This is a genomic window from Rhodococcus sp. 05-2256-B1, from assembly GCF_002258465.1.
Lineage (GTDB): Bacteria > Actinomycetota > Actinomycetes > Mycobacteriales > Mycobacteriaceae > Rhodococcoides > Rhodococcoides fascians.
The window spans coordinates 29888-49761 of sequence record NZ_NOZA01000013.1 but is presented as its reverse complement, the minus strand read 5'-3'; the positions used below and the strand labels follow the sequence as shown (position 1 = coordinate 49761).

Sequence of the window (19874 nt, the reverse complement as noted above, 5' to 3'; positions counted from 1 at the left end):
ACCCCGATCAAGCACGACTGCATCGTCGTCGAAATGGCCCCGCAGCATACTTAGCGGAACCAGCATCGACCTGCCGATAGCACCCGTAGCGTCGGCAGCTATCGCTCAAACTCAGCGAGTCGGAAACCCTGAAACAACATGGGAGTTCGCAGGTACAGTCGAAAGCCGCTGGGCTCGACGAAGGGTATGTGACGTTGACGATCGATGGCACCGTGCCGGACTTCGCAAACCGCATGACTGCGTTGGGATCTGCACGTTTCATCGGGCTACGTCCCAGCCAGAGCCAAGTTCTCAGCGCATATGCCGCAGAACATTTGGCCACTCCGGACCTGGCAATCGAAATGGGCACCGGCGAGGGCAAGACACTAGTTGCTCTGCTGATCGCTGACTACGCGCTTGATCAAGGCCGCACTGTCGCCTATCTGGCCGGAACACGTCAACTCGCCGAGCGGGTTCGAGCGGAAGCGGAGGAGCTCGGGTTGGAGGTGGTCCTTTTCGCGGGCAAGTCCTACGGCGGGACCACGCTCGACGACTACAACCAGGGTCAGGTCGTCGGCGTAATGAACTACTGGGTCTACTTCAACTCCAGCCCAGTCCCCGAGCCCGCCGACCTCGTTATCTTCGACGATGCTCACCTCGCCGAACAACCGTTGAGTTCTATGCAGACCTTTCGCATCCCCGACGAAAGCGGTGCGGCCAGGTCGCTCTATCGGACGATCTGCGGGTTCGTGATCACATACACATCGTCATACCCCGGACTGCACGCCATGCAGGACGGAACAGCCCGGTCTGGTACTCCGCCAGAACTACTGTCCTTCAAGGACTGGAAGACTCTTGAGGAACGTATACGTAACGCCATTGAAGCATCGCCGTACGTCGAGGCCCAAGAAGCCAAATATGTGTGGCCCACCATCCGAGACCACCTCGGGCATTGCGGGGTACTGATCGGGCCTTCCGGGATCGAGATCCGGCCCTATCATCCGCCGACAACCCTCAACAAGTGGTACTCACGTGCCAAGCAGCGTATCTACCTGTCGGCAACGCTCGGAACCATGGACGACCTGCAACGACGAGTAGGCGGCCGACAGATTATGGCCCTGTCAACCGCCGACCCGTTGAATGCGGCATCCACTGGTGAGCGTCTGTTCGTACTCAACCCCAGCCCAGACGAAGCGCTCGGTCCGAACACACTTGCCTGGGCGCTCGAACAGTCGGCCGAAGCGGGCGGCAGAACGGCGTGGCTGTGCTCGAGCCACGCAGAAGCCGACGCCCTACAGACCAAATTGTTGGCGGAAAAGCTCACTGTATTTAGGCTGAAGCCCAGTGACGACTCCGCATTCGACAGTTGGACTCACGCACCCTCTGGCCACCTCATCGCCGCCGGCCGCTACGACGGTCTCGACCTCGCCGGCGACCTGTGCAAGCTCGTCATCATCACATCGGTACCCCAAGCAAGCAGCGAATTCGAGCGCTTCGTCGTCGCTTATCTCGGTGATGCCAGCTTCATGCGACACCGCGTCGGCCAGCGCGTCACGCAAGCACTCGGCCGCGCCAACCGCGAGCCCTCGGACCGATCGATGTACCTGGGCTTGGACCCACTGTTCGCTCGTGTGCTGGCCGACAACCGTCGTTCGACAATCCATCCCCGACGGCACCCAAGACACCATCAAGGGAGCACTGGAAATCTACGACACCGGCTGGGCCGGCACACGGGAAGCCTGTGACAAGTTCTGGACCGCAGCGACGTCGACCGCGTCACCAGCGTCTACGCGGCCTCGCCGGCGACGACCAGGAAAGAAGACAGGCGGCAGCAGCACCGTATCGAGCGCCGACCTCGAAGTGACCGCCGTCGCTGACATGTGGATCAGCGACCACACAGCAGCGGCACAACACGCACGCGAAGCATCGGACAAACTCGCGGCCGCGGACGAAACCGAACACGCCGCGTTCTGGCGGTACGTCGAAGCCCACGCACACTTCACCGGCGGCACCCCCAAAGACTTCGCAGCGGCCCGTAATGCATTGGAGGATGCCACCCACGACGGACCCCGGACCGCATGGTTCCAGAGGCTTCGTCGCACAATCTCGGACCTCGACGGCTTCACCAATCCCGCAGATGACACCGACCAGCTGTTCCTCGCGTGGGATGAGTGGCGTCGAGAGGCCGGTACCCGACTGGCAAAGGAAATATCGGCCGGACGCGCCTTGCTGGCCGGAACTCACGACGAGCAATGTGCCGGTCTGCTCGCGCTGGCGCGGTTGGCAGCTACCAGCGGTGAACGACCGCCGGACAAGGAACAAAGCGCCACTGACTGTCGATGGACATGGTCGACCACCAAACGCTCCGAACGCCGTGTGTGGGAAGTCAAGACTGTCCCGTCCGGTACCCCACCTCCGTTGAGCCGCACGGACGTCAATCAGCTGCTCGGTCAGATCCGGGTCGAGAAGACCCGCGCACCCAAAACCCATGTCTACGGCTGCCTGTTGACCCCCGCTACGGAGGTTCAGAAGGACGCGCAAGAAGCCGCACGAGACAGCATCGCCTTGATCAACCACGCGGCCGCGCTGCACCTGTACGACCTACTTGCAGATCGACTACAGCAATACGACGCACTGTGTGGAGACGACAGCGCAGCCTCTCGTGGAGATGCCCGCACCAAGGTAGAAACTCGACTGCCCAGCGGACGCTGGCTCGGCACCCTCCTGAGCCCGACACGCGGGAAGCTGCTCACCGGGGCCGAGCTAGACGACCTCTTCCCGAACTGAACGCCACCCAACCTATCTGCGTTGTCCTCGCCGAGGAGGGGGTGCAGAGCCTCAAGGGTTCAGCGCAGAAGAGACCAGTGGGGCGCACCATACCTAACTGATTTCTCGGTGCACGATCTTCACCACAGCCCCAGAGGCAACTGAGCTCGTGGAGGCACGAGGAACAACCAACAGAACTAAAGCAGTCGACGTCGTCGCCACCGTCGACTGCCAGATGATGCCGCCGACGGACCCGTCGGGCAGCATCGTCCTCGGTAGCGAGAATTTGAAAGATGGCAATGCGGTGCACTATCCCGCATGAATGGGTGGCAGAGATTCTGGTCGGATTGTGGAGCGCAAAGTGGCTGCAGACACCCGGAGTACCGACAGTAATAACCGTCGCGGGTCTTGCCATTGCATACAAATTCTTCACAGACCAGCTCGCCCATGATCGCTGTCTCGACAAACAACAGGCCCACCGCGACAGGAAAGAGCGCGACCGCGACCGCAAGATCGGGTTCGCATCGGCATTCGCGCTGGAGGAGAGGCGCATTGCCTACAACCTCCGAGACCTCGACCACGAGTTCCATAGTGGGCGAAGCGTCGACGACGTCGCCCCGTACATCGCCCGATCGCGTGAACTACCCAACGATGCGCGCCGCGCCGTAGACACTTGGGCCGCCCAGGTAGGAAGAGGCAGTTGGTCTGTCGAAACCCGTGGCGCGATAGCTGTCATCCGCAGCCAAGTGCGAGTGCTCGATCGTCGCAAGGAGGAACTGTCAGACACACGCTCGTCACCCGGCGCTGTCCGCCGACACCGAAGTTTCGTCGTGAACTCGACTACCGCGCGTGCCACAACTTTCCTCGATCGACTGACTGCAAAATTCGACATTTGGGATGGCGAGGAACCCGTACCGCAATTCAAGTTCAAACCACACGAACGACGGCCAGCGCCAGTCGGGCAAACGAATGGCATGAGGCAGCTGATGGATTGGATCAAAGACAGAAGCGACGAGTTTCGGGATGAGCTGTCAGCCCGATTCCAGCATGCCCCTCGGCCCTAGAATGCATGCAAGAAATCTTGCCATTGCATCGGCTGCCCCGACATTGAAGTGCACACGACTAGTAACTTGGGCTTCATCGCCGACCACGAATGGAGCGCTGCCCATAATCGCACTCTCTCGATCCTGCATCCGAACCACGCGCGCCGCACCCACAGTTGTCACGACCACGCAGACCCGTTATACGCTCACTTAGCTGTCTTCCATACATTTTTGCGAGAGGGTTTCTTCACTGTGGCCAAGCTAGAAACGATTCAATTGGTCGACGACATCGACGGATCGGTCATCGACGACTCCGGTGAAACGATCGAGTTCGCGGTCCAGGGCGTCGAGTACGTGATCGACTTGAAAGCAAAGAACGCCAGCGAGTTTCACAGAAAGCTCGACTACTACATCAAGCACGCCGCGCGGGTTGGCGGACGCAAACGTAAACCCTTCCCCGCAACCGCGTCGACGCCTTCGACAGCCGGGACACCGGCCAAGCGTGACCCGGCGCAGACTCGCGCAATTCGGCAGTGGGCGGCGGACAACGGTCACGAGATCGGCGATCGAGGCCGCATCCCCACCGACATCGAAGAGGCGTACAACGCCGCACACTGACAGCCCAGGAAACTCACCTGGCACGTCATCGAACGCCGGATCACCGACGCGCTCCGAACGATGTTGGTCACCGGCTCGACTACCCGAAAGGGCGATTCGGATGTGCGCACGATCGGCTCTGCGATCAGCGGGTGCAGCGGCGATACCCAGTCTGCTGCCGACTGACGTAACAGGCCCAAGGCAAAGACCGCGTCCGGTGTCCGGGCGACCACCCCTGAAGGGCTCACACACATCTCTCGTACGCCGACACCGGTGCCCCACGACAACGTGAGCTGGCCCGGCTCGTCGCCCACTACCGGCCGCGGGTAACCGGCGGAGATCAAGGCTTCCCGGAGTCCCCGCCACCGCTGTTCATACCGCCACTGCACCGGCAGCCGCGATCACGGGCCCCGTCAACCGCAGGACGGTGTCGAGATCGCCGCCGTCACCGAAGCCCCCCGGCCCGGCGGTGGTCGTCACGCCGCACACGATGGCCATGACAGCATCGGCAGTGTCCACCGATATCGTCGGCAGCCTGCCGTTGCTGGTCAGAAGGGCCAGGACCGCGGCCCTGAGAGGGTGGTAGGTCGCGGCCCGTGCGACGTCCTCGTAGTGGAGGTCGGTCCACAACACCGCTGCTGCCCTCAGAGACCAATACCGTTTCGCATGAGTGAAGTAGCCGCCGAGCAAGTCCTGAACATCGGCCACAGTGTCTCCTGTAGACGGGCGATGCGCCCGGAGGAACTCGCATTGTCGAGCAGCCTGGTCGACCACTGCATGAACAACAGCGTCCTTCGATGGGAAGTGGAAGTACATGCCCCCTTTGGTCACCCCTGCAGCCTGTATCAGGTCGTTGACCGTGACGCCGCTTCCCCCACATGCGATGGTTCGAGCCGCACCGGTAATCAACGCGTCACGGGTCCGTTGCGCACGTTTCTGCGGAGGACGCGCGCGATGCTCGGCATTCTCCCGCTCCGAAACCTTCTGATCGGCAACCGTCATGTCACACTCTCTCCGGTCCATCGCCACATAGGACTGCCTTCTACTCCGATTCGCACGCGCGGATCCGACCATCTGTCGGCGACCGAAGCACTACCGTCCCTAGGCGAGGAATTTCGCCATTCCAAAGTCGATCGGCTCCAACAGTCCACGATTATGCCTGCGGAGGTGGACACTTCGAGCACCGGCAAATATTCGGGAGTCGGAACATCTGCTGCCGCGTGAGGCGCAATAGGTACGGAAAAATCTCTCCTTTTTCACCACTCACGTTGCGTCAACCGACCCCAAGTTCTGGATCCGAATACTGTTACGAAATGGATATCAGTGGTGTGGCCTCGATTATCGGAGCTCTCGGTATCGGATCCTTTGCGGGCCAGTACCTGATCGGCAGTCAGCAACGCCGTCAACTGCGTAGCGAGGTTCTCCGGCACTTGGCGAGCACCGAACGCACCCGATGGGCAGGGTCGTCGTCCACTGATCCGTCGTTTCAGCACTTCAAGGACAGTGTCCGCGAGCTTGAGACGGCCGCGATCATTGCACGGGTTCCGCGACGGCCACTGCGTTTGTACATCCAACTGGCCACTGTGGCGCGCCTGACGAGCGACGACGACGTAAAGCAGAAAGACGGTCAGGAAGAAGCCGGGGGAATCAACACTGCGCTGGGGCGATGTGTGCGCTTGTCAGCAGCGCAGCTCAGTCGACTGATGTGGTCGCCGTGGCTCGCCAGAGCAGGCATGAAGCGACGGGTAAACGCGATCGAACGAGAAGCTCAAGGCCTCGACGCTGAGGTCCTCGATGCGGTGGACAGGGCCAAGCAGTTTCACACCTACTACTGAAGCTGCAAAGGGGTTGGTAAACCCGAATTGCAGTTCAGGCGATGCATTTTGCGAACTACCTACGCCGGTAGTCGTGTCCTAGCCTGCAGCGATCGCAGCGACGACGTGAGCTGCGGCGATGGTCTCACTTACTGCAGAACACGCTCGTACCAACGCATCCTGCAATACGACCAGCTCCCGGCGGACACTGCGACCGGCCCCGTAGTGGTCGAAGAGATGCTGGAGGGCGTCAGCGTCGATGACGTCGACCGCGCCGAGATTCGGATTTCCCGCGGCCTGGCGGGCCCGCCTACCGATGATCGACCCCAGCGCGGCTGAATTAGCTAAGGCGGGCAGGGTGATTCGCGTGTTCAGGTATTCGCGAGCCTGTTTGTAGTGGGGGCTGTCGATGTAGTCGTTATGGACGGCGACGACACATGCTGCCGGAAGTCGCTCGGCGATCATCCTCAGAGTCAAGCCGAAGAACATTGCGATCCGCGGCTCCGGATCGACGCCGATACCTGGACGACGTATCCACTGGTCCGTGTCATCGAGCACGAGCGTCGGAATCAAGCCACTGCGCGAAATCAGTTCCAGGACCCTGATGGCCTGATCCACGACATCCTCACCTTGCGATGGTTCGTTCACCACGCTGCCGAGCTCGATCGCGAGATTGCCGGCCAACCATGGGAGACCAACCGAGAATTTGACCGGTCGATGTGGGGAACCTCCACGCATTTCCCGAGCAATCTTCTGGACTGCCCGGTTCTCGTCGAGCTGTTTGGCGATGGTGTTGACCAACAGACGCGGGAATTCAGCCGGATCGGAGACGAGGGAGTCGGTCTGAAATCCCATCCTGATCCTCAGTGCTGCAACGTTTTCGGAGTGAAGAGCGTCCATCACGTACTCGGTGATCGAGGACTTACCCGAGCCACTGGCACCGATCAGAGCCACACGCTCACGCCGCCGAACAGCGTCCATGAAGCGCTGCTCGTAGTCACCACTCACGGGGCCAGTGAGGACGTCGAACGGCACATGGACCTGCCACATACGATCCGGATCCGGCGACGGGTCGAAGGCCTTCGAGTCCCGCAATTGACGCAGTAGGGCGTCACTCATTTCTGGTCCTCCGGATCAGCGTGTTCGGTCCGCAGCCATTCCGCCGGCGGAGTCAACTCGTACACCCGCCGCGGCCGCCCGGGACCTGACGAGACTTCGCTGCTCCGGACCAGCCCCTTCTCGTAAAGTTGCTTGAAGACTTGTACAGCACGAGGACGCGTCCACCCCAACGCGGCCAGCAAGTCTTCATCCGATGCGCTGACCGGGCCCCGCACCTTCATTTCGGCCGCCAGCATCGACGCTGGGCGACCCAAAGCCCAGAGCGCATTGTCTCTATCGGCGAGGGCCAGGTAGTTGTCCTCGTACGACCCGGGGTCCTGCAGGAATCCCCGCAGAGCACTTACCAGATCTCGGGGGTTTCGCCCTACCGCATCAGCGAGGGTGCTGGCTTGCGGTTCCATGTCGATTCCCGCGCGGCGAGTGATCAACTTGATGCTTTCCGTTCTCGAGAGCGGGGGTACGTCGACGATCTTCTCGAAGAATGCATCTGCAGGCGGAGTCAGGAGACCTTGACGGTCACTTTCACGCACCGACACCGCCCACAGGTATCCCGTCGCCCACACCTCATCGCGGTACCGCCCGAACAGTGCGTGCCCGGCCGATGCGGTGACGTCGTCGACGATGATCACCGGATACAGCCGCGTCCCAAGCGGAGCAGTGCCGTCGTCGCTTTCTGCTGCCCACCTCCGAAGCGTGGCGTCGATGAACTGCAGGCGAAAGTCACTCAATCGCCGCAGCAAGACGTCGGGCCCGTCACTGTCGACTGCCGGTTCGCCGGTGACCTGTTCTACGACGCGGGCGAGCACGTCACGGCCGTCCGAGATCCCCTCGACCCGAACGAAGCTCATCGGGAAGTCGCCTTCGCGGCGGGCACCGGTGAACGGCTCTCGGCTGTCGAGCTGCAGCTGTCTAAGCAGCGACGTTCGGCCTGTGCCGCGGTCCCCCGTCACCAGAACGTTGAGCTCAGCGTTCAATCCGTCCCATATCGCGGCGAGTTCGTCTCGCCGGCCGACGAACAGTTCGGCGTCGACGGAATTGTCGAGCAGAGGACGTGCGCTGATCTTCATGAGACTTACAGTACTTACTGTAAGTTTCGTTAGCAATACCTTGCGGGCGGTTGACCACGATCGCTACAACAGATCTGGTACGTCCAAGATCGCGACACCAGTTTCTTCACGCCACCGCTCCAGCAGGTCCGCTCGCTCAGACAGGGTGACCGTGGCCTGGACGGTATGACGATGCTCCTCGCCTGCCACCCCCGCTTGCCCGAACAGTGCAATGCACCGCCGGGCATGTTCGAGGTCGTGGCGGGCCCAGTACCGCAGACCCTCGAACCCGGCCTCCCGTAACGCGGCCGCCCACCGCTGCGTCAGCGGATAGTCGGCGGTAGTAAAGATTTCTGCCGTGACTCCGAGCGCGACACCGGTGTTCGCAGTCAGATCAGCGAGCCTGATATCAGCATCCAACGTGATCGTCGACGCTGCACGCGCATCGACCTCGTATCTCGGCACGACCTGTTGGCCACCGAAAATCTCCAGGAGAGTGACCACTTCGTCTTCGGCCAGGTAGCAAGTCCCATCAGGGGCTTCGAGGTCGAACCTGCCGCCGCCATTCGATGAGTACCACCACGGTCCCAGACTGGCCTGATGCGATCGAAACAGCTCGGCCCCAGCCGGGTAGACGCACGACGGAAATCGCTCCGCCAATTCACCGACGGGCTTGGGCTCGAACAGATGAACGACGGCGCGTTCAGCGCTCACGCCGCAAGCCGACTGACCGCAGCCCGGGCAGCGCGAGCAGCCGTAGGAACGTCCCCGTCGAGAAGTGCTTGCCGAGGTGTACGGCCGTCGAGCTCTGGCTGTTCGGTAGTCAGCCACGCGACCGCCAACCATCCACGCGGGTCCTGCCCCGCCCACACACGCAGCACCTCTTGGATGCCGAGAATCGGCTTCGCCGGTTGGGCATCGGTGAAGCCTGCGGCGGCGTAGCCGTATTTGCCGTTGCTGCCGGTCAACCGAAGAACGCGGTTCTCTTTCACAGCCTTGCTCAAGGCAGCACGCGTCCAACCCGCAACGTCGAGGGCCTGACTGGGGGTCAAGATTTCCCCTACGTGCTCACTCCACGCGCGACGCGCCTTGAGGCCGTTGACGATGCCGCCGAGGCCCGCTATTGCATACGCCAGATCACGCTCGTCCGGCGCGCCACTGGCCTCGACCAGCCGGTGCGCCATGACCTCGAAATCCTTCTCGACAGTGGACATACCCTGATCATCCCCGGCTGTTCGCGTCATGTCAACCATGTCAACCTGAATACAGGGATGTGATCGTTAGCGTGCGGGAAGTGTCGTACCTGGCCGGTACGGTCGGGACGCGAAACTCCTGCGACGGGGCAGAGAGTCGAGGTGGGTTGGGAGCGTCTAAATGTCACCGGTGAGCAAGAAACGCAAGGGTGCAGGCAAGGGGTCAGGGCGATCGCGTAGCGGTCCGGGAGCCGCTGCATTGCCAGAATGGGCGCAGCGGGCCGGGTACGTCACACCACCGGTAGCGGGGATCCGTCCCCCTGCGAATCCTGGCGTGACTGCACCGGCAGAAGTGCAGATCATCGACCGGCATTGCCAGATTTGGCAGGCCTACACCGAGGGCGGTTTTTCCGGCACCTGCATTGCTGCGGTGCGTTGCCTGATTCCGGCATTGCGTGACTACGGGATCGAGGCTGAGCCGTTGGTCGTGTACGGGCAGGTGGCGTGGTCGGACGAGCAGTGGGTGGAGCTGGGAAGCCGCACACCGAAATGGGAGTCGGACACATGGTGGACAGGACACCTAGTGTTGTGGATTCCGGCAATGGGCCGGATTGTCGATCCGACCGTCTACCAAGCAAACCGGCGCGGAATGCCGACAACGATCACTCGGGCTCTGGTCTTCTCGATCGGTTCACTAGATCTGATGGAGACAGCGGGAGTGAACAAGGATGGTGCCCTGGTGCAGTACGAACGAGTCATCGGCGCGGACATGAGTTGGTTCGATCGCGATCACGCCGATCGCGAGGCGATCGAAGATGCCCTCCGAATTCTGCGAAGCGCAGTATCCGACTCACTCGGCAGCAAGGCGGACCGAAAATCTGGTTGGATGGAGACCGCGACCCACCCACCATTGGTGGAAGCCTTACGCCTACGAGGCTTGATCTCCGCAACATAATCCGGTAGCTACGCAATCTTCTCAGCGGTAGGCATCTGACCGGTGTGAGATCGCGGTGACCTGCACGATGCGCTGCCCGGCGTCGATCAGATAGAGAACCCGGTAGGTGCCTCTGCGGGCGCTGTAGGCGGGCGAAAGCGGCGGGGCCAGGGGCTTCCCGACCCGCTGCGGATTCTCCAGCAATGCTCCGGTGATGAACTCGTACACCGCAGCGGCGACCTTCTCGGGAAGAGTGTGACTGATAGCGCGAGACGCTGATCGAGCAATCACAAGCCGATACGGCGCTTCAGGCTCACTCACGCGCGGGTAGACCGGCCAGCGACCCGCATGACCTCGGCCAACTCCTTCGCATCGAGACTGTCACCCTCAGGCAGCTCCGCCACGCCCCGAAGATGAGATGTCAGCAGTTCCTGATCCGATAGCACTGCAATGGTCTCCTGCAGCGCATCGAAATCGTCGGCAGCGAGCAACACAGCAGCCCGGTGCCCATTACGGGTGATCTCATACCGGGCGTGGGTTTGTTCTGCATCGTCCACAATCTTGGACAGACGCGCACGCGCATCCGCGACCGGCAAAGTAGTCATGTACATAATTAGAGCGCAAATAGTGCGAGGGTGCAATTGCCGTTCGACGCGACACAGCACTAACTGGTGACCAAAACCCGAAGTTCGCCCATCCGACTTCAGTGCGCGCGGTCAGCGGCGTGGGAATTTCACCACCGCTCTCGGACTCGCTGCAGCCGCCCGAACATGCCGTAGGTCCTAAGATGCATCGTCGAACGGCCCGAATGCCGCTTCGTCCCAATGCCGTTCGAGCGCCGCGTTCCATTCGTCGATATCCGACGCGGAGAACAGATGCATGTTGTGTTCGGTGAGCAAGAACCCGGTGTCGCGCCATGCTTGGAAGTAGGCGGGGTTCTCCCCTGCTTCGCGGGCCTTGTCGATCAGGGAGTCCACGTCCGCCAACAAGTTCTCCTCACTGATCTCCTGCGGCGTGTCAGCAGCTGGGTCGAAGAACAATGGATCGTTCGGCCCGAGATCTCGGCCGAACTTGTCCCGAAACGCCTGTCGCTGCTCTTCGAGAGAGTCGTTGAGCTCCGCACCACCCACCATGTCCTTGCTCCACGACAGAGTGCGCCCACCGTCGGCGTTGGTGCGCCGTTGCACGAACGAGGGATCACCGCTGCGCTCGAGCACCAGCGCAGCGTGCTGCTCACGTGAGACCCCTTGCTGTGCAAGTCGCTTTCGACGTTGCTGGACCTTGCGGGCGCGTTTGTCGCCGGCGGAGGTACGTTTCGATGTCATACCTCCACCGTCTCAGAGATTCTCCAGAACATCCGGTATTCGGCCGATTGCTAACCTTCACGCTATGAGCGCAATCAATCCGAGGGTGGCGTTCGCTGTACCGATGTTTCTCGAAGCGCTGGCCTTGATCGAGTTGGGCCAGCCTCAGCCCGCTGAAGTCCTGGAACATCCGAAGATGATGGCTACCACGATGCTTACTCTGCTCAGTCATGGCGACGACGCGATCTTGGATCTGGGAGATCTTGCGCTCGCGTCGCTTGCCAGGGCTGCGATCGCGCTCTGCGATGCTCCGACTGAATCGGGTGCTGTGGCGACCTACCAACACGCGTTAGACGCGTGGGGTGAGATCAATGCGAACCCATGATCAGAGCGAGACTGGAACAAAATGACCGGCACCATCACACTTGCGGGGGCGTCCTTCGGAACAGCTCGGACAAGCCCTGCAGAGCCATCGTAACCCGATCTACGATTGTCTCGAATTGTTTGTCCGGCTGAAGAGAATTCAGTCCTGCGGCCGACAGCGCAGTCGTAAATTTCGTGCCCTTCATGTGGGCCGAGCCTGCCGATCGGATTCCCTGAAGCTGGCGTAGGGGTCCGACGAGACCATTCGGGTCGGCACCCAAGTTCTCGACGAGTAGCTGTAGGCAGGCAAGCGAAGGACTATTCGTGTCCGCGCCCGAGGACTCTCGAAGAGTCTTGACATCGAGTGCATCCACGATCCCTTTCGACAGAACCATGACACCGTTGTCGCTTTGGCCTTCGGTTGGATTGGTACACAATGCCAAGGCATCGAACGCACGGAGGTCAGCCGGGCCGAGTTGCTTGTACAACGACTCACCGAAGTAGCCAGTGAACGCCTCGATGAGTTCTGCCTTAGCTCGTCTCAGCCGAGCAGGGTCAGGGCGTTCGTCCTCTACCCACTGGCCCGCTAGGTCCCGCACGCTACGTGTGATGGTTATTCCACCGTTCGGCGGGACGTTGTGTGTGAGCCAGTGCTCTCGCTCGGTCTCGGGTAGCCGGATGAGGTGTCCCAGCCACACCTGGACGAGGTTGGCACCGTTGATGTCGACATCGATGGCCCACCGACCGTGGCACGAGACATCGGTCCGCAGCACCGTGTAGCGGTCTGGGTTGTCGCGGTATCGGGTCAGAACATCCGTGTCGAAGAAGACTGGGGTGAGGTAGTTCGCTTCATCGCGCTCGCAACTCAAACGAACCTCGTCGCCGGTCGAGGGGTCGATGTCAACGATGAACGATTGAAACCGCTCAGGCCTTTGCAGATCGTCGGGGTGCTCGCCAGCGGACGCGAACGGCAAAACTGCCTGTTTCCCAACCAACTGCGCTACGAAACCAGGCCCCCGATACGCGTCCCACGCCGTGTAGGCGAACGCTGCGTCTTTGGTGCGAATCTCAAGGTCGATCCGAGCTTCATGCACGCTGTCGTCAGCCCGAGAATGGGCGTGCTGGATCACCAGGCTCATGCTCCGGGCCGCGAGATACTTTCGGAGGTGCCGTGCATTGACTCGAACCTCGTATTCACCAGGATTCGGTCTGACGATCTCGACGACCTCCTCATCGCGGCCCGCGTGATTAGTTCGATACATTGTCTCGTTCGATCGCGTGATCAGGCCCAACCACCATACGAACGACGGCGTGAATTCGATAACGGGTTCTGTGGTTGCCGATGGCACCCAGGACACGTTGACGAACAGATGAAGGTCGTAGCCATCAGGGTTGGAGGTCAAGCCGTCGCGGAAGGCCGGGAGGCGATCAGAGCTGTAACTGGGCTCGCCGAGGTCGTTGATGGACCAATCGGTAGTGGCGAGGAATTTGCGCTGGTCCGATGTCGCCACCAGAAGAGGTTGAAGCGAGCTGTACTTGATTCCGCTCCCTCGATTCCGTAGAACCGAGATCCACTCGGTCGGCTCCGCCTGGATCTCCGAGAGGTAGCTCCTCAGCTGGAGAATCGTGGGCAAAGCCTCATAGCGCTCAAGTGAGCCGGAATTCGGCAGTGGATCGGTCAGCACCCCCTTGATCGTACGGAGGGCAGGCGACCGGGCTGAGAGTCGACTTAGAATGGGCCACCCGTGCTCGCCCGGATGACTAGGGCTGAGCTGCGACATCCAGTCTCGCCAGCGGGAAAATCATGGTCCGCGGCGACTCCGCCTACGGCAACAGCCGCGTCGTACGCGCCTGCATCAAGTTCTCGTTCGTACTGATCAAGAACCGAATCGTCCAACGAGCGATCGCCTCCATCCCTGACACCGCGTGGACGCCCGTGCGCTACCCGGGAGCGGTCCGCGACCCCGACACCGACGGCTGGATCTCCGACGCCGAGGTCGCCGAAACATCGTTCACCGCTTTCTCTTCCACCGCGTATCCTGTTTCTGCACGGTTGATCGTGCGGCGGGTCAAAGACGCCCGCTACCGCGATGCATTGTTTCCGGTGTGGCGGTATCACCCGTTTTTTACCAACAGCACCCTGCCGACGACGACCGCAGATGTCGTCCACCGTGCACACGCGGTCATCGAGACTGTGTTCTCGGATCTGATCGACGGACCGCTCGCGCACATGCCGTCAGGATCGTTTGGCGCGAGCTCTGCCTGGGTGCAGTGCGCAGCGATCGCCCACAACCTGCTGCGCGCCGCCGGAACCGTCTCCGGCGGGCGTCACGCGAAAGCTCGCGGAATAACGCTACGGCGCAAATCGTCAACATTGCCGCGCGTTTCGTGCGGCCACAACGCACACCCACACTGCACCTGCCGCGACACTGGCCGTGGCTCGATGCGTGGCTTCAATTATGGCGCAACATCATTGGCATCAGCCCACCCACACCCGCCTGATCCTCACCCGACCCGCCGACTCGGCCCGAGCAACGACAATCGTGGAAATGCTGGGTAGACCAGCGGACGAAACACGCCCAACCAGTCCCGACCCCACAATTCGGTCATCGACCACAGTGGGTCACCTCAGTCCGTGGATCGAGGGTAAGTAAATGTGATCCTTGCCACTTTCGGAAAATCATGCGACTGTATGAGGCAATCGCCGTTCCCCTGCAGACAGTGTGATGACGGGAAGTGTGCAGTGACCAGTACCGAGTTCGGACGCAGTTTGAACAAGGATTCCGGCCCCACCAACCAGCCACCTCCAGCCAGCGACGCATCCACGTTGAACGTCGCCTTGTACCCGTACACGCCCGAACCGAAATGGTTCGAGTCCACCATCAGAGCCGCGTGGCACAGCGTCCAACCGGATGTCGCTCTCAATTTCGTCTACACCTACGACTGTTACAAAGGCGATCCGCCGTCCACTGTGGACGTTTTTGCCTACGACTGCATCTTCGCTGATCACATGCGTCAGTTCTGTGTCGAGTTCGATATCGACGGCACCGCAGACTTTTACCCGTGGTCTCTCGCATCGCTGAAAACGGAATCCTCGGAGTATCAAGGAATACCGTATTTAGGGTGCATGCAAATTTTGATTCGCCGTCTCACTGACGCAGCACTGGGTGCGCCGGGGATGACTGTCGAAGAATTACACAAAATCCTCGGCGACGGGGATCCGAAAGCAGTCTGGCCCGCGCAGGGTCAAGGCATGCTGTTGGATTTTACTGGGGGAACGACCGTCGCGTGCATGTACGAGCAGGCCGTCATGGAGGAGTCGGGCCAGTTTCCGCTCACTCCCGCCCTTCCCCCCTGTCCAGGACTCGATCAGCAAGGCCTCGCCGACATGCAGGTGCTGCGAAACATCGCCGGGTACGCCCAGGCGACATATCCCGACTCGGGCTACGACCGAATCACGAAATGGAACCAGCGGATCGGTCGAGCCTTCGTAGGCTTGACCGAAATCTTCCACTTCATCGACAACGTCGACGCCTCGACCTATTCAGTCATGCCGCTGAGCTCCGAACCTATCGAAAAAGTGGGGATACCGCTTTATACCGACGCACTTTCCGTCAATGTGGCCATCGCCCAGGAAAAGCGAGCAACGGCTATCCAGCTCGTGAAGTTGATTGCATCGACCAACGTGATGCTCGAGTGCATGTCCCCAACAGGAAAGAAACCGCAATACCTGGTGCCCACCCGGCAATCGCTGATGAATCAGCTCCTGGCCCGGCAACCCAATTCGGCGGTGTACAACATCATGCGCAACATCATTTCCAACGACATGGCCCATCCATTTCGACTTGGGGCCGATTCCCGTACCTGGCTCGACTCGACCAAAGGCTGCATCAAAACTGAAATCCTCGGGCCACCCCCCGCTGGCGTTGCGGAGCATGTCGGCGAAGACAGCGCCGTGTTCAACGACCCCGCGTACGCTTCCACACCTGCAGGGCTACTTCGCCGCCCGTGACAGGAGTCCGTCGCAAAGTCGTAAGCAATGGCTGGTTGTGCCACGTTTGGTCCTCGCCGTTCGGACACGCGGCAATGGAGTATCGCTATGAGATCCATACATGCGGTCCGGTTGCCCACACCACCGCTGTCTGAGTGTCGCGGGGTTTGCGTCGAAATTCGTCGAACACCGTGCAAGCTTTTGGCTAAGGGATTACCCTGCCGAGTTTCACCCGATGCTCGACTACTACATCGAGCACTCGACGCGGGTCGGTGGCCGCATCGTAAGCCCTCCCCCGCTGCTGCATCGATCACCACAGCTGCCCAGGTAACGGCCAAGCGTGATCGGGAGCAGACACAGTCGACGCTGCAGATCGGCGACCTGGACGAACACGTTTGGCACCGTCTGCTAGCCCAATTTTGGATCATCTACGACACAGCGCAAAGGCGTGCGCGCGAAATTAGTGCTCGCGGCGGACAGCGGACCGCACATTTTGAGGTGCAGCCCCCGCAGTGATGCTGCGGATAGCTCTCTCGTTGGGTGCTGCCCGAACAATGGTGCGATCACCCGCAGCCGATGTCGGGACCACCACCACAGGGCGCGCGCTGGCACGTGGAGCCGACGACCCCGCCGGCGGATTCTGATCTTTCGAGGCCGTCACGCCGACGCCCCCTGCTGCTTCTCTATCTGGCGTCGCACTTCGTCGATCGTGCGGGAACTGCCCTCGTAGTTGCCCACCAGCCGAGGATTGGGACGCAAGGCCACCTTGCGACGCCGCGACGCCGTCGCCGGGCTCGCCGAGCCCACCGGTCGATCAGGTTTCTGCTGCTCGTTCACCGTAGCCATGATGTCCTCCTACATCCGAATGATAGCCGTCACGAGCAACACCAGCACAGATCCAGCCAACAGACCCGTCGTGATCCGCAACCGCATCAGCTTGCTCCGAAGCCGCATCTCTGTCACCTGATAAATCGACACCAGTGTCGACGCGATCTCGAACCGGCCCGTCGTCTCATCGACTGTCGAATACTCCTCCAACACCACTTCCGGATTGAGCCCCGACGCGGTATTGGGTGCAATCACGAATGCCGCCATGATTGCCGCCGCACCGGCCAGGGCAGCACCCGCAACCTCCCACACACCGATCCCCGCGGGATTGCGCAACACGATCCCCACCAGAATGCCCGCGAATCCCAGCAGCACACCCCCGCGCTGATCGATGCTCGTCACTCGGCGTTCCTGAGAATCCAGCGTCCGTTCGATGCTCGCGTGCACCATCTCGATTGCCGCCGGATTCAGCTCGACACTCACCGGGTTGAGCTCGGACGCCATCTCTTCGCCAGCAGCGGAGTCCGGTGAAGCATTTTCGCGCCCACCCCGGTCGTTCGATTCCACTGCTAGCGCCCCCTTTTCGACATCAATTTCGGCTGCGCCGAACCTCGTCGGCCACACCGCACCCATCAGCCGGCGCACCATGACACTCACCGCAATATTGTCTCAGCACACCACCGGCAACGTGTGTGAACACCTCTCACTGCGTCCTGCGTCTTCGAGCGGATCGACGGAGCAGACGACGTCTCAGGTCATCAGGATCGGACATGATGTACATCAAGTACAGCAGCGGCAGGTACATCAGTGTCGCCGGCAGCCGGCCGTTGTGTTGCGCGAAAAGTCGGTCACGGACGGGATCAGGTTTGTCGAACCCGTGTGTAGTGTTCCTGCGCAAACGCATGAACTGACTCACTGCGTCATCGAGTGACAGGGATTTGTCCGCTCCACCGGGCAGCTTCAGAATTACCTTCTCCGACCTACGGTAATTCTTGATGAAGAACCCGTCCCCCACTTCGGTCAACGCTTCCACACCAAAAGCCGCGTACGGAAGCAGGACGGACTGAACATCAGCAGGCATACGTTCTCGAACTTGCTGCAGCGCTTTCGCCGCAACCGAGGGCTTGCACAGTGCCGTGAGATCCCATGAAAGCCAGGTCGCCTCGATCAGGTCCATTGCTGACCACATCAGAACTCCGGCTGCGTAGTCGTCGTGCAGCGATAGCAGCGTCGAGGTAACTCGTTGCAGAAGATCCGCAAATTCCATCAACCGGTTCTGCTGCGCATAGGGGAGGTAGTCACCGTCAGCATCTGCGAACAGGCATGGGTTCAGGAGATGCCCGAGAACAGAGTTCATCTGAGCAACCCACCAAGCGACGGCCGCACCCCACGCCTCCGGTGCCGGCGGCTCCTGCCGCTGGGGAAGGCGACCCACTGGTGATCGGGGAAGTACCTGATGCGCTTCGTACGGAACAGGAGACCTCCCGACAATATCTGTGCCGAGAGTGAAAATCACCGCACCCGACACCCTGTTCGCTTGAAACGCCCATACCCATGGAGACCGTGCGGCCAACAACGGACCGAGATGGCTCGCGGGAATCAAGACACTGCTCAGGATCGACGATCCCGACGCGAAAATGGTCTCATCGACGTCGATCGGCCCGCGTCGTATGTCGTCGAGAAGTTCGGGGTCCTGATTCAGACGTAACACGAAACCAGGAAACCTGATCCGACGGTGCGTGGCGTTGCCATAGCGAACAACGTGGACAGCATGCCGGTCGAACGGATGCTCGTCATCGTCGTCCGAAGTTCCGGCCAACTCCCTACTCGCGTCCTGTACTGCCGCGGACAAGGCTCGATCGCTGGCGGTGATGACAGGTAGCTGGAGTCCGTACAGGAACGATCCCACCGCACCCGCGCTCATCTGTCTGATCGCGCGAAGGCGCTCCTCAACGACTCGCCCATGGTCCAGCCTGGAGACGTAAGGGTCTTGCGGGAGGTCGACGAGCTCGTCATCGACGTCCGCTTCCGAACCCGACAGGGTGCGAACGGTCATAAAATCGACACAGTCCATGCTGGCAGCCGGCTCGGTTAACGCCCACACATCGGGCGCGGACGTGTGGGCGACCTCGAACCCCAACTCTTCCAGGTAGGCCTGCACTTGCCCCCCAGCCAATTCCGGTGGCATCGTGACGTTGACAGTCAACCGTTCAGGCATTCCACCAGCCTACAAACCGGTAAGCCTGGAGTGACTCAATTTCGCACCCGAGGAGCGGGGGCGCACGGCTCTAATTTGTGACCAGGACCTGCAGTTCACCAATCCGAACTTCAGTACGCGAAGTCAGCGGCGTGGGTATGACTCCACCGACCGTCCCGTTGGGTGTCGTCGCTGTCCACGTGACGAGCCAATTCGATGTCGCGGAGACCTTGAATGTCCCACCGGGCTCGGTAGTGGACGTCTTGTGATAAACGATATTGCCGCACGTCGGACTTGGAAGCCCTTGTGCAACATCGGTATACGGCGTGAAGGGCAGTAACGCACCTGGGCACACCGACGGCACGGATCCGTCCCCCCAATTGACGACCACGGACGTATTGACCCCTGTAGCAGAAACTATGACACCCGGTCCTGCTGCAGTTCTGGTCACGGGGCCGACTGTCGATTCCCGTGGGTCAGCGACCCAGAACCAGCCGGGTAGACCAACCAGGCCGACAGCACCTGTGTTTGCGGGGTTCGGGGTGATGCCTATTCCGGGCGGATCCAACTGCATTGCCGTAACCGCTTGGCCGACAACGGTCATAACGTCGACCACCGGAGGCGTAGCCGGCACCCCAACGTCCGGAATTTGAACACACGGACCGGCCGCTTCGCAGGACCATGTTGTGCCGTCATCATT

At 60.9% G+C, this 19874-nt stretch carries 21 protein-coding genes and 1 pseudogene; 10 read left to right on the top strand and 12 right to left on the bottom strand.

The features are described 5' to 3' along the window. Window positions 1–194: 194 nt before the first annotated feature. The 5 genes from CH285_RS05215 (at window position 195) to CH285_RS05200 (ending at window position 4406) form a co-directional block, all read left to right on the top strand. On the top strand, window positions 195–1724 hold the full coding sequence (locus CH285_RS05215) for a DEAD/DEAH box helicase family protein (protein WP_141214993.1): 1530 nt from the start codon (window positions 195–197) through the stop codon (window positions 1722–1724). 115 nt (window positions 1725–1839) lie between these two features. After that, on the top strand, window positions 1840–2766 hold the full coding sequence (locus CH285_RS05210) for a hypothetical protein (protein ID WP_032381211.1): 927 nt from the start codon (window positions 1840–1842) through the stop codon (window positions 2764–2766). A gap of 148 nt (window positions 2767–2914) precedes the next feature. Continuing rightward, window positions 2915–3067, top strand: a complete 153-nt coding sequence (locus CH285_RS27790) for a hypothetical protein (protein ID WP_155290115.1) — start codon at window positions 2915–2917, stop codon at window positions 3065–3067. Window positions 3068–3071: 4 nt separating this feature from the next. Continuing rightward, window positions 3072–3809 carry a hypothetical protein gene (locus CH285_RS05205; RefSeq protein ID WP_141214994.1) on the top strand — a complete coding sequence of 246 codons (738 nt, stop codon included), beginning with the start codon at window positions 3072–3074 and terminating at the stop codon, window positions 3807–3809. A gap of 231 nt (window positions 3810–4040) precedes the next feature. After that, the gene (locus CH285_RS05200) at window positions 4041–4406 is read left to right on the top strand and encodes a histone-like nucleoid-structuring protein Lsr2 (protein WP_015586104.1); all 366 of its coding nucleotides are present in this window, start codon (window positions 4041–4043) and stop codon (window positions 4404–4406) included. Window positions 4407–4757: 351 nt separating this feature from the next. On the opposite strand, the gene CH285_RS05195 is transcribed toward CH285_RS05200, so the two are convergent. Beyond that, window positions 4758–5387 (bottom strand): TetR/AcrR family transcriptional regulator, encoded by a 630-nt coding sequence (locus CH285_RS05195; protein ID WP_015586103.1) that lies wholly within the window; start codon window positions 5385–5387, stop codon window positions 4758–4760. Window positions 5388–5698: 311 nt separating this feature from the next. On the opposite strand from CH285_RS05195, the gene CH285_RS05190 reads away from it, so the two are divergent. Continuing rightward, window positions 5699–6220, top strand: coding sequence for a hypothetical protein (locus tag CH285_RS05190; protein WP_015586102.1), 522 nt, complete (start codon window positions 5699–5701; stop codon window positions 6218–6220). 78 nt (window positions 6221–6298) lie between these two features. Here CH285_RS05190 and CH285_RS05185 read toward each other — a convergent pair whose 3' ends face one another. The 4 genes from CH285_RS05185 to CH285_RS05170 form a co-directional block, all read right to left on the bottom strand. Beyond that, window positions 6299–7318, bottom strand: coding sequence for an ATP-binding protein (locus CH285_RS05185; protein ID WP_032364995.1), 1020 nt, complete (start codon window positions 7316–7318; stop codon window positions 6299–6301). Next, window positions 7315–8385 carry an ATPase AAA gene (locus CH285_RS05180; protein WP_015586100.1) on the bottom strand — a complete coding sequence of 357 codons (1071 nt, stop codon included), beginning with the start codon at window positions 8383–8385 and terminating at the stop codon, window positions 7315–7317. The genes CH285_RS05185 and CH285_RS05180 overlap by 4 nt, the downstream gene beginning before the upstream one ends. A 63-nt stretch (window positions 8386–8448) precedes the next feature. After that, on the bottom strand, window positions 8449–9078 hold the full coding sequence (locus CH285_RS05175; protein WP_015586099.1) for an RES family NAD+ phosphorylase: 630 nt from the start codon (window positions 9076–9078) through the stop codon (window positions 8449–8451). Continuing rightward, on the bottom strand, window positions 9075–9578 hold the full coding sequence (locus CH285_RS05170; protein ID WP_015586098.1) for a hypothetical protein: 504 nt from the start codon (window positions 9576–9578) through the stop codon (window positions 9075–9077). The genes CH285_RS05175 and CH285_RS05170 overlap by 4 nt, the downstream gene beginning before the upstream one ends. A 313-nt stretch (window positions 9579–9891) precedes the next feature. On the opposite strand from CH285_RS05170, the gene CH285_RS05165 reads away from it, so the two are divergent. Beyond that, window positions 9892–10512 (top strand): hypothetical protein, encoded by a 621-nt coding sequence (locus CH285_RS05165; protein WP_032364994.1) that lies wholly within the window; start codon window positions 9892–9894, stop codon window positions 10510–10512. 21 nt (window positions 10513–10533) lie between these two features. Here CH285_RS05165 and CH285_RS05160 read toward each other — a convergent pair whose 3' ends face one another. The 3 genes from CH285_RS05160 to CH285_RS05150 all read right to left on the bottom strand — a co-directional run bounded on the left by CH285_RS05160 (window position 10534) and on the right by CH285_RS05150 (window position 11816). After that, a complete protein-coding gene (locus tag CH285_RS05160; RefSeq protein WP_371828030.1) occupies window positions 10534–10782 on the bottom strand; it encodes a type II toxin-antitoxin system RelE family toxin in 249 nt (82 codons plus the stop codon). A gap of 26 nt (window positions 10783–10808) precedes the next feature. After that, the gene (locus tag CH285_RS05155; protein ID WP_230591632.1) at window positions 10809–11096 is read right to left on the bottom strand and encodes a type II toxin-antitoxin system Phd/YefM family antitoxin; all 288 of its coding nucleotides are present in this window, start codon (window positions 11094–11096) and stop codon (window positions 10809–10811) included. A gap of 177 nt (window positions 11097–11273) precedes the next feature. Further along, entirely contained in the window at window positions 11274–11816 is a 543-nt protein-coding gene (locus CH285_RS05150) for a hypothetical protein (protein ID WP_015586094.1), read from the bottom strand. A 64-nt stretch (window positions 11817–11880) separates the two neighbouring features. Here CH285_RS05150 and CH285_RS05145 point away from each other — a divergent pair, with 64 nt between their 5' ends. Next, on the top strand, window positions 11881–12180 hold the full coding sequence (locus CH285_RS05145) for a hypothetical protein (RefSeq protein WP_015586093.1): 300 nt from the start codon (window positions 11881–11883) through the stop codon (window positions 12178–12180). 34 nt (window positions 12181–12214) lie between these two features. Here the strand turns inward: CH285_RS05145 and CH285_RS05140 are convergent, their stop codons facing one another. Beyond that, the gene (locus CH285_RS05140) at window positions 12215–13843 is read right to left on the bottom strand and encodes a hypothetical protein (RefSeq protein WP_052049375.1); all 1629 of its coding nucleotides are present in this window, start codon (window positions 13841–13843) and stop codon (window positions 12215–12217) included. Window positions 13844–13953: 110 nt separating this feature from the next. Here CH285_RS05140 and CH285_RS05135 point away from each other — a divergent pair. Beyond that, a pseudogene (locus tag CH285_RS05135) lies at window positions 13954–14660 on the top strand (transposase); the annotation flags it as partial. Window positions 14661–14901: 241 nt separating this feature from the next. Continuing rightward, window positions 14902–16170, top strand: a complete 1269-nt coding sequence (gene bcmE / locus CH285_RS05130) for a thiamine pyridinylase (RefSeq protein ID WP_032364993.1) — start codon at window positions 14902–14904, stop codon at window positions 16168–16170. A 636-nt stretch (window positions 16171–16806) separates the two neighbouring features. Here the strand turns inward: bcmE and CH285_RS05125 are convergent. From CH285_RS05125 to CH285_RS05115, 3 genes are read right to left on the bottom strand one after another with little or no spacing between them, the layout of a single operon-like run. Then, complete coding sequence (locus tag CH285_RS05125) at window positions 16807–16995, bottom strand: hypothetical protein (protein ID WP_015586087.1); 189 nt, start codon at window positions 16993–16995, stop codon at window positions 16807–16809. A gap of 9 nt (window positions 16996–17004) precedes the next feature. Next, window positions 17005–17634 carry a hypothetical protein gene (locus CH285_RS05120; protein WP_139278539.1) on the bottom strand — a complete coding sequence of 210 codons (630 nt, stop codon included), beginning with the start codon at window positions 17632–17634 and terminating at the stop codon, window positions 17005–17007. A gap of 46 nt (window positions 17635–17680) precedes the next feature. Continuing rightward, window positions 17681–19195 carry a hypothetical protein gene (locus CH285_RS05115; RefSeq protein WP_015586085.1) on the bottom strand — a complete coding sequence of 505 codons (1515 nt, stop codon included), beginning with the start codon at window positions 19193–19195 and terminating at the stop codon, window positions 17681–17683. Between the last annotated feature and the right edge of the window lie 679 nt (window positions 19196–19874).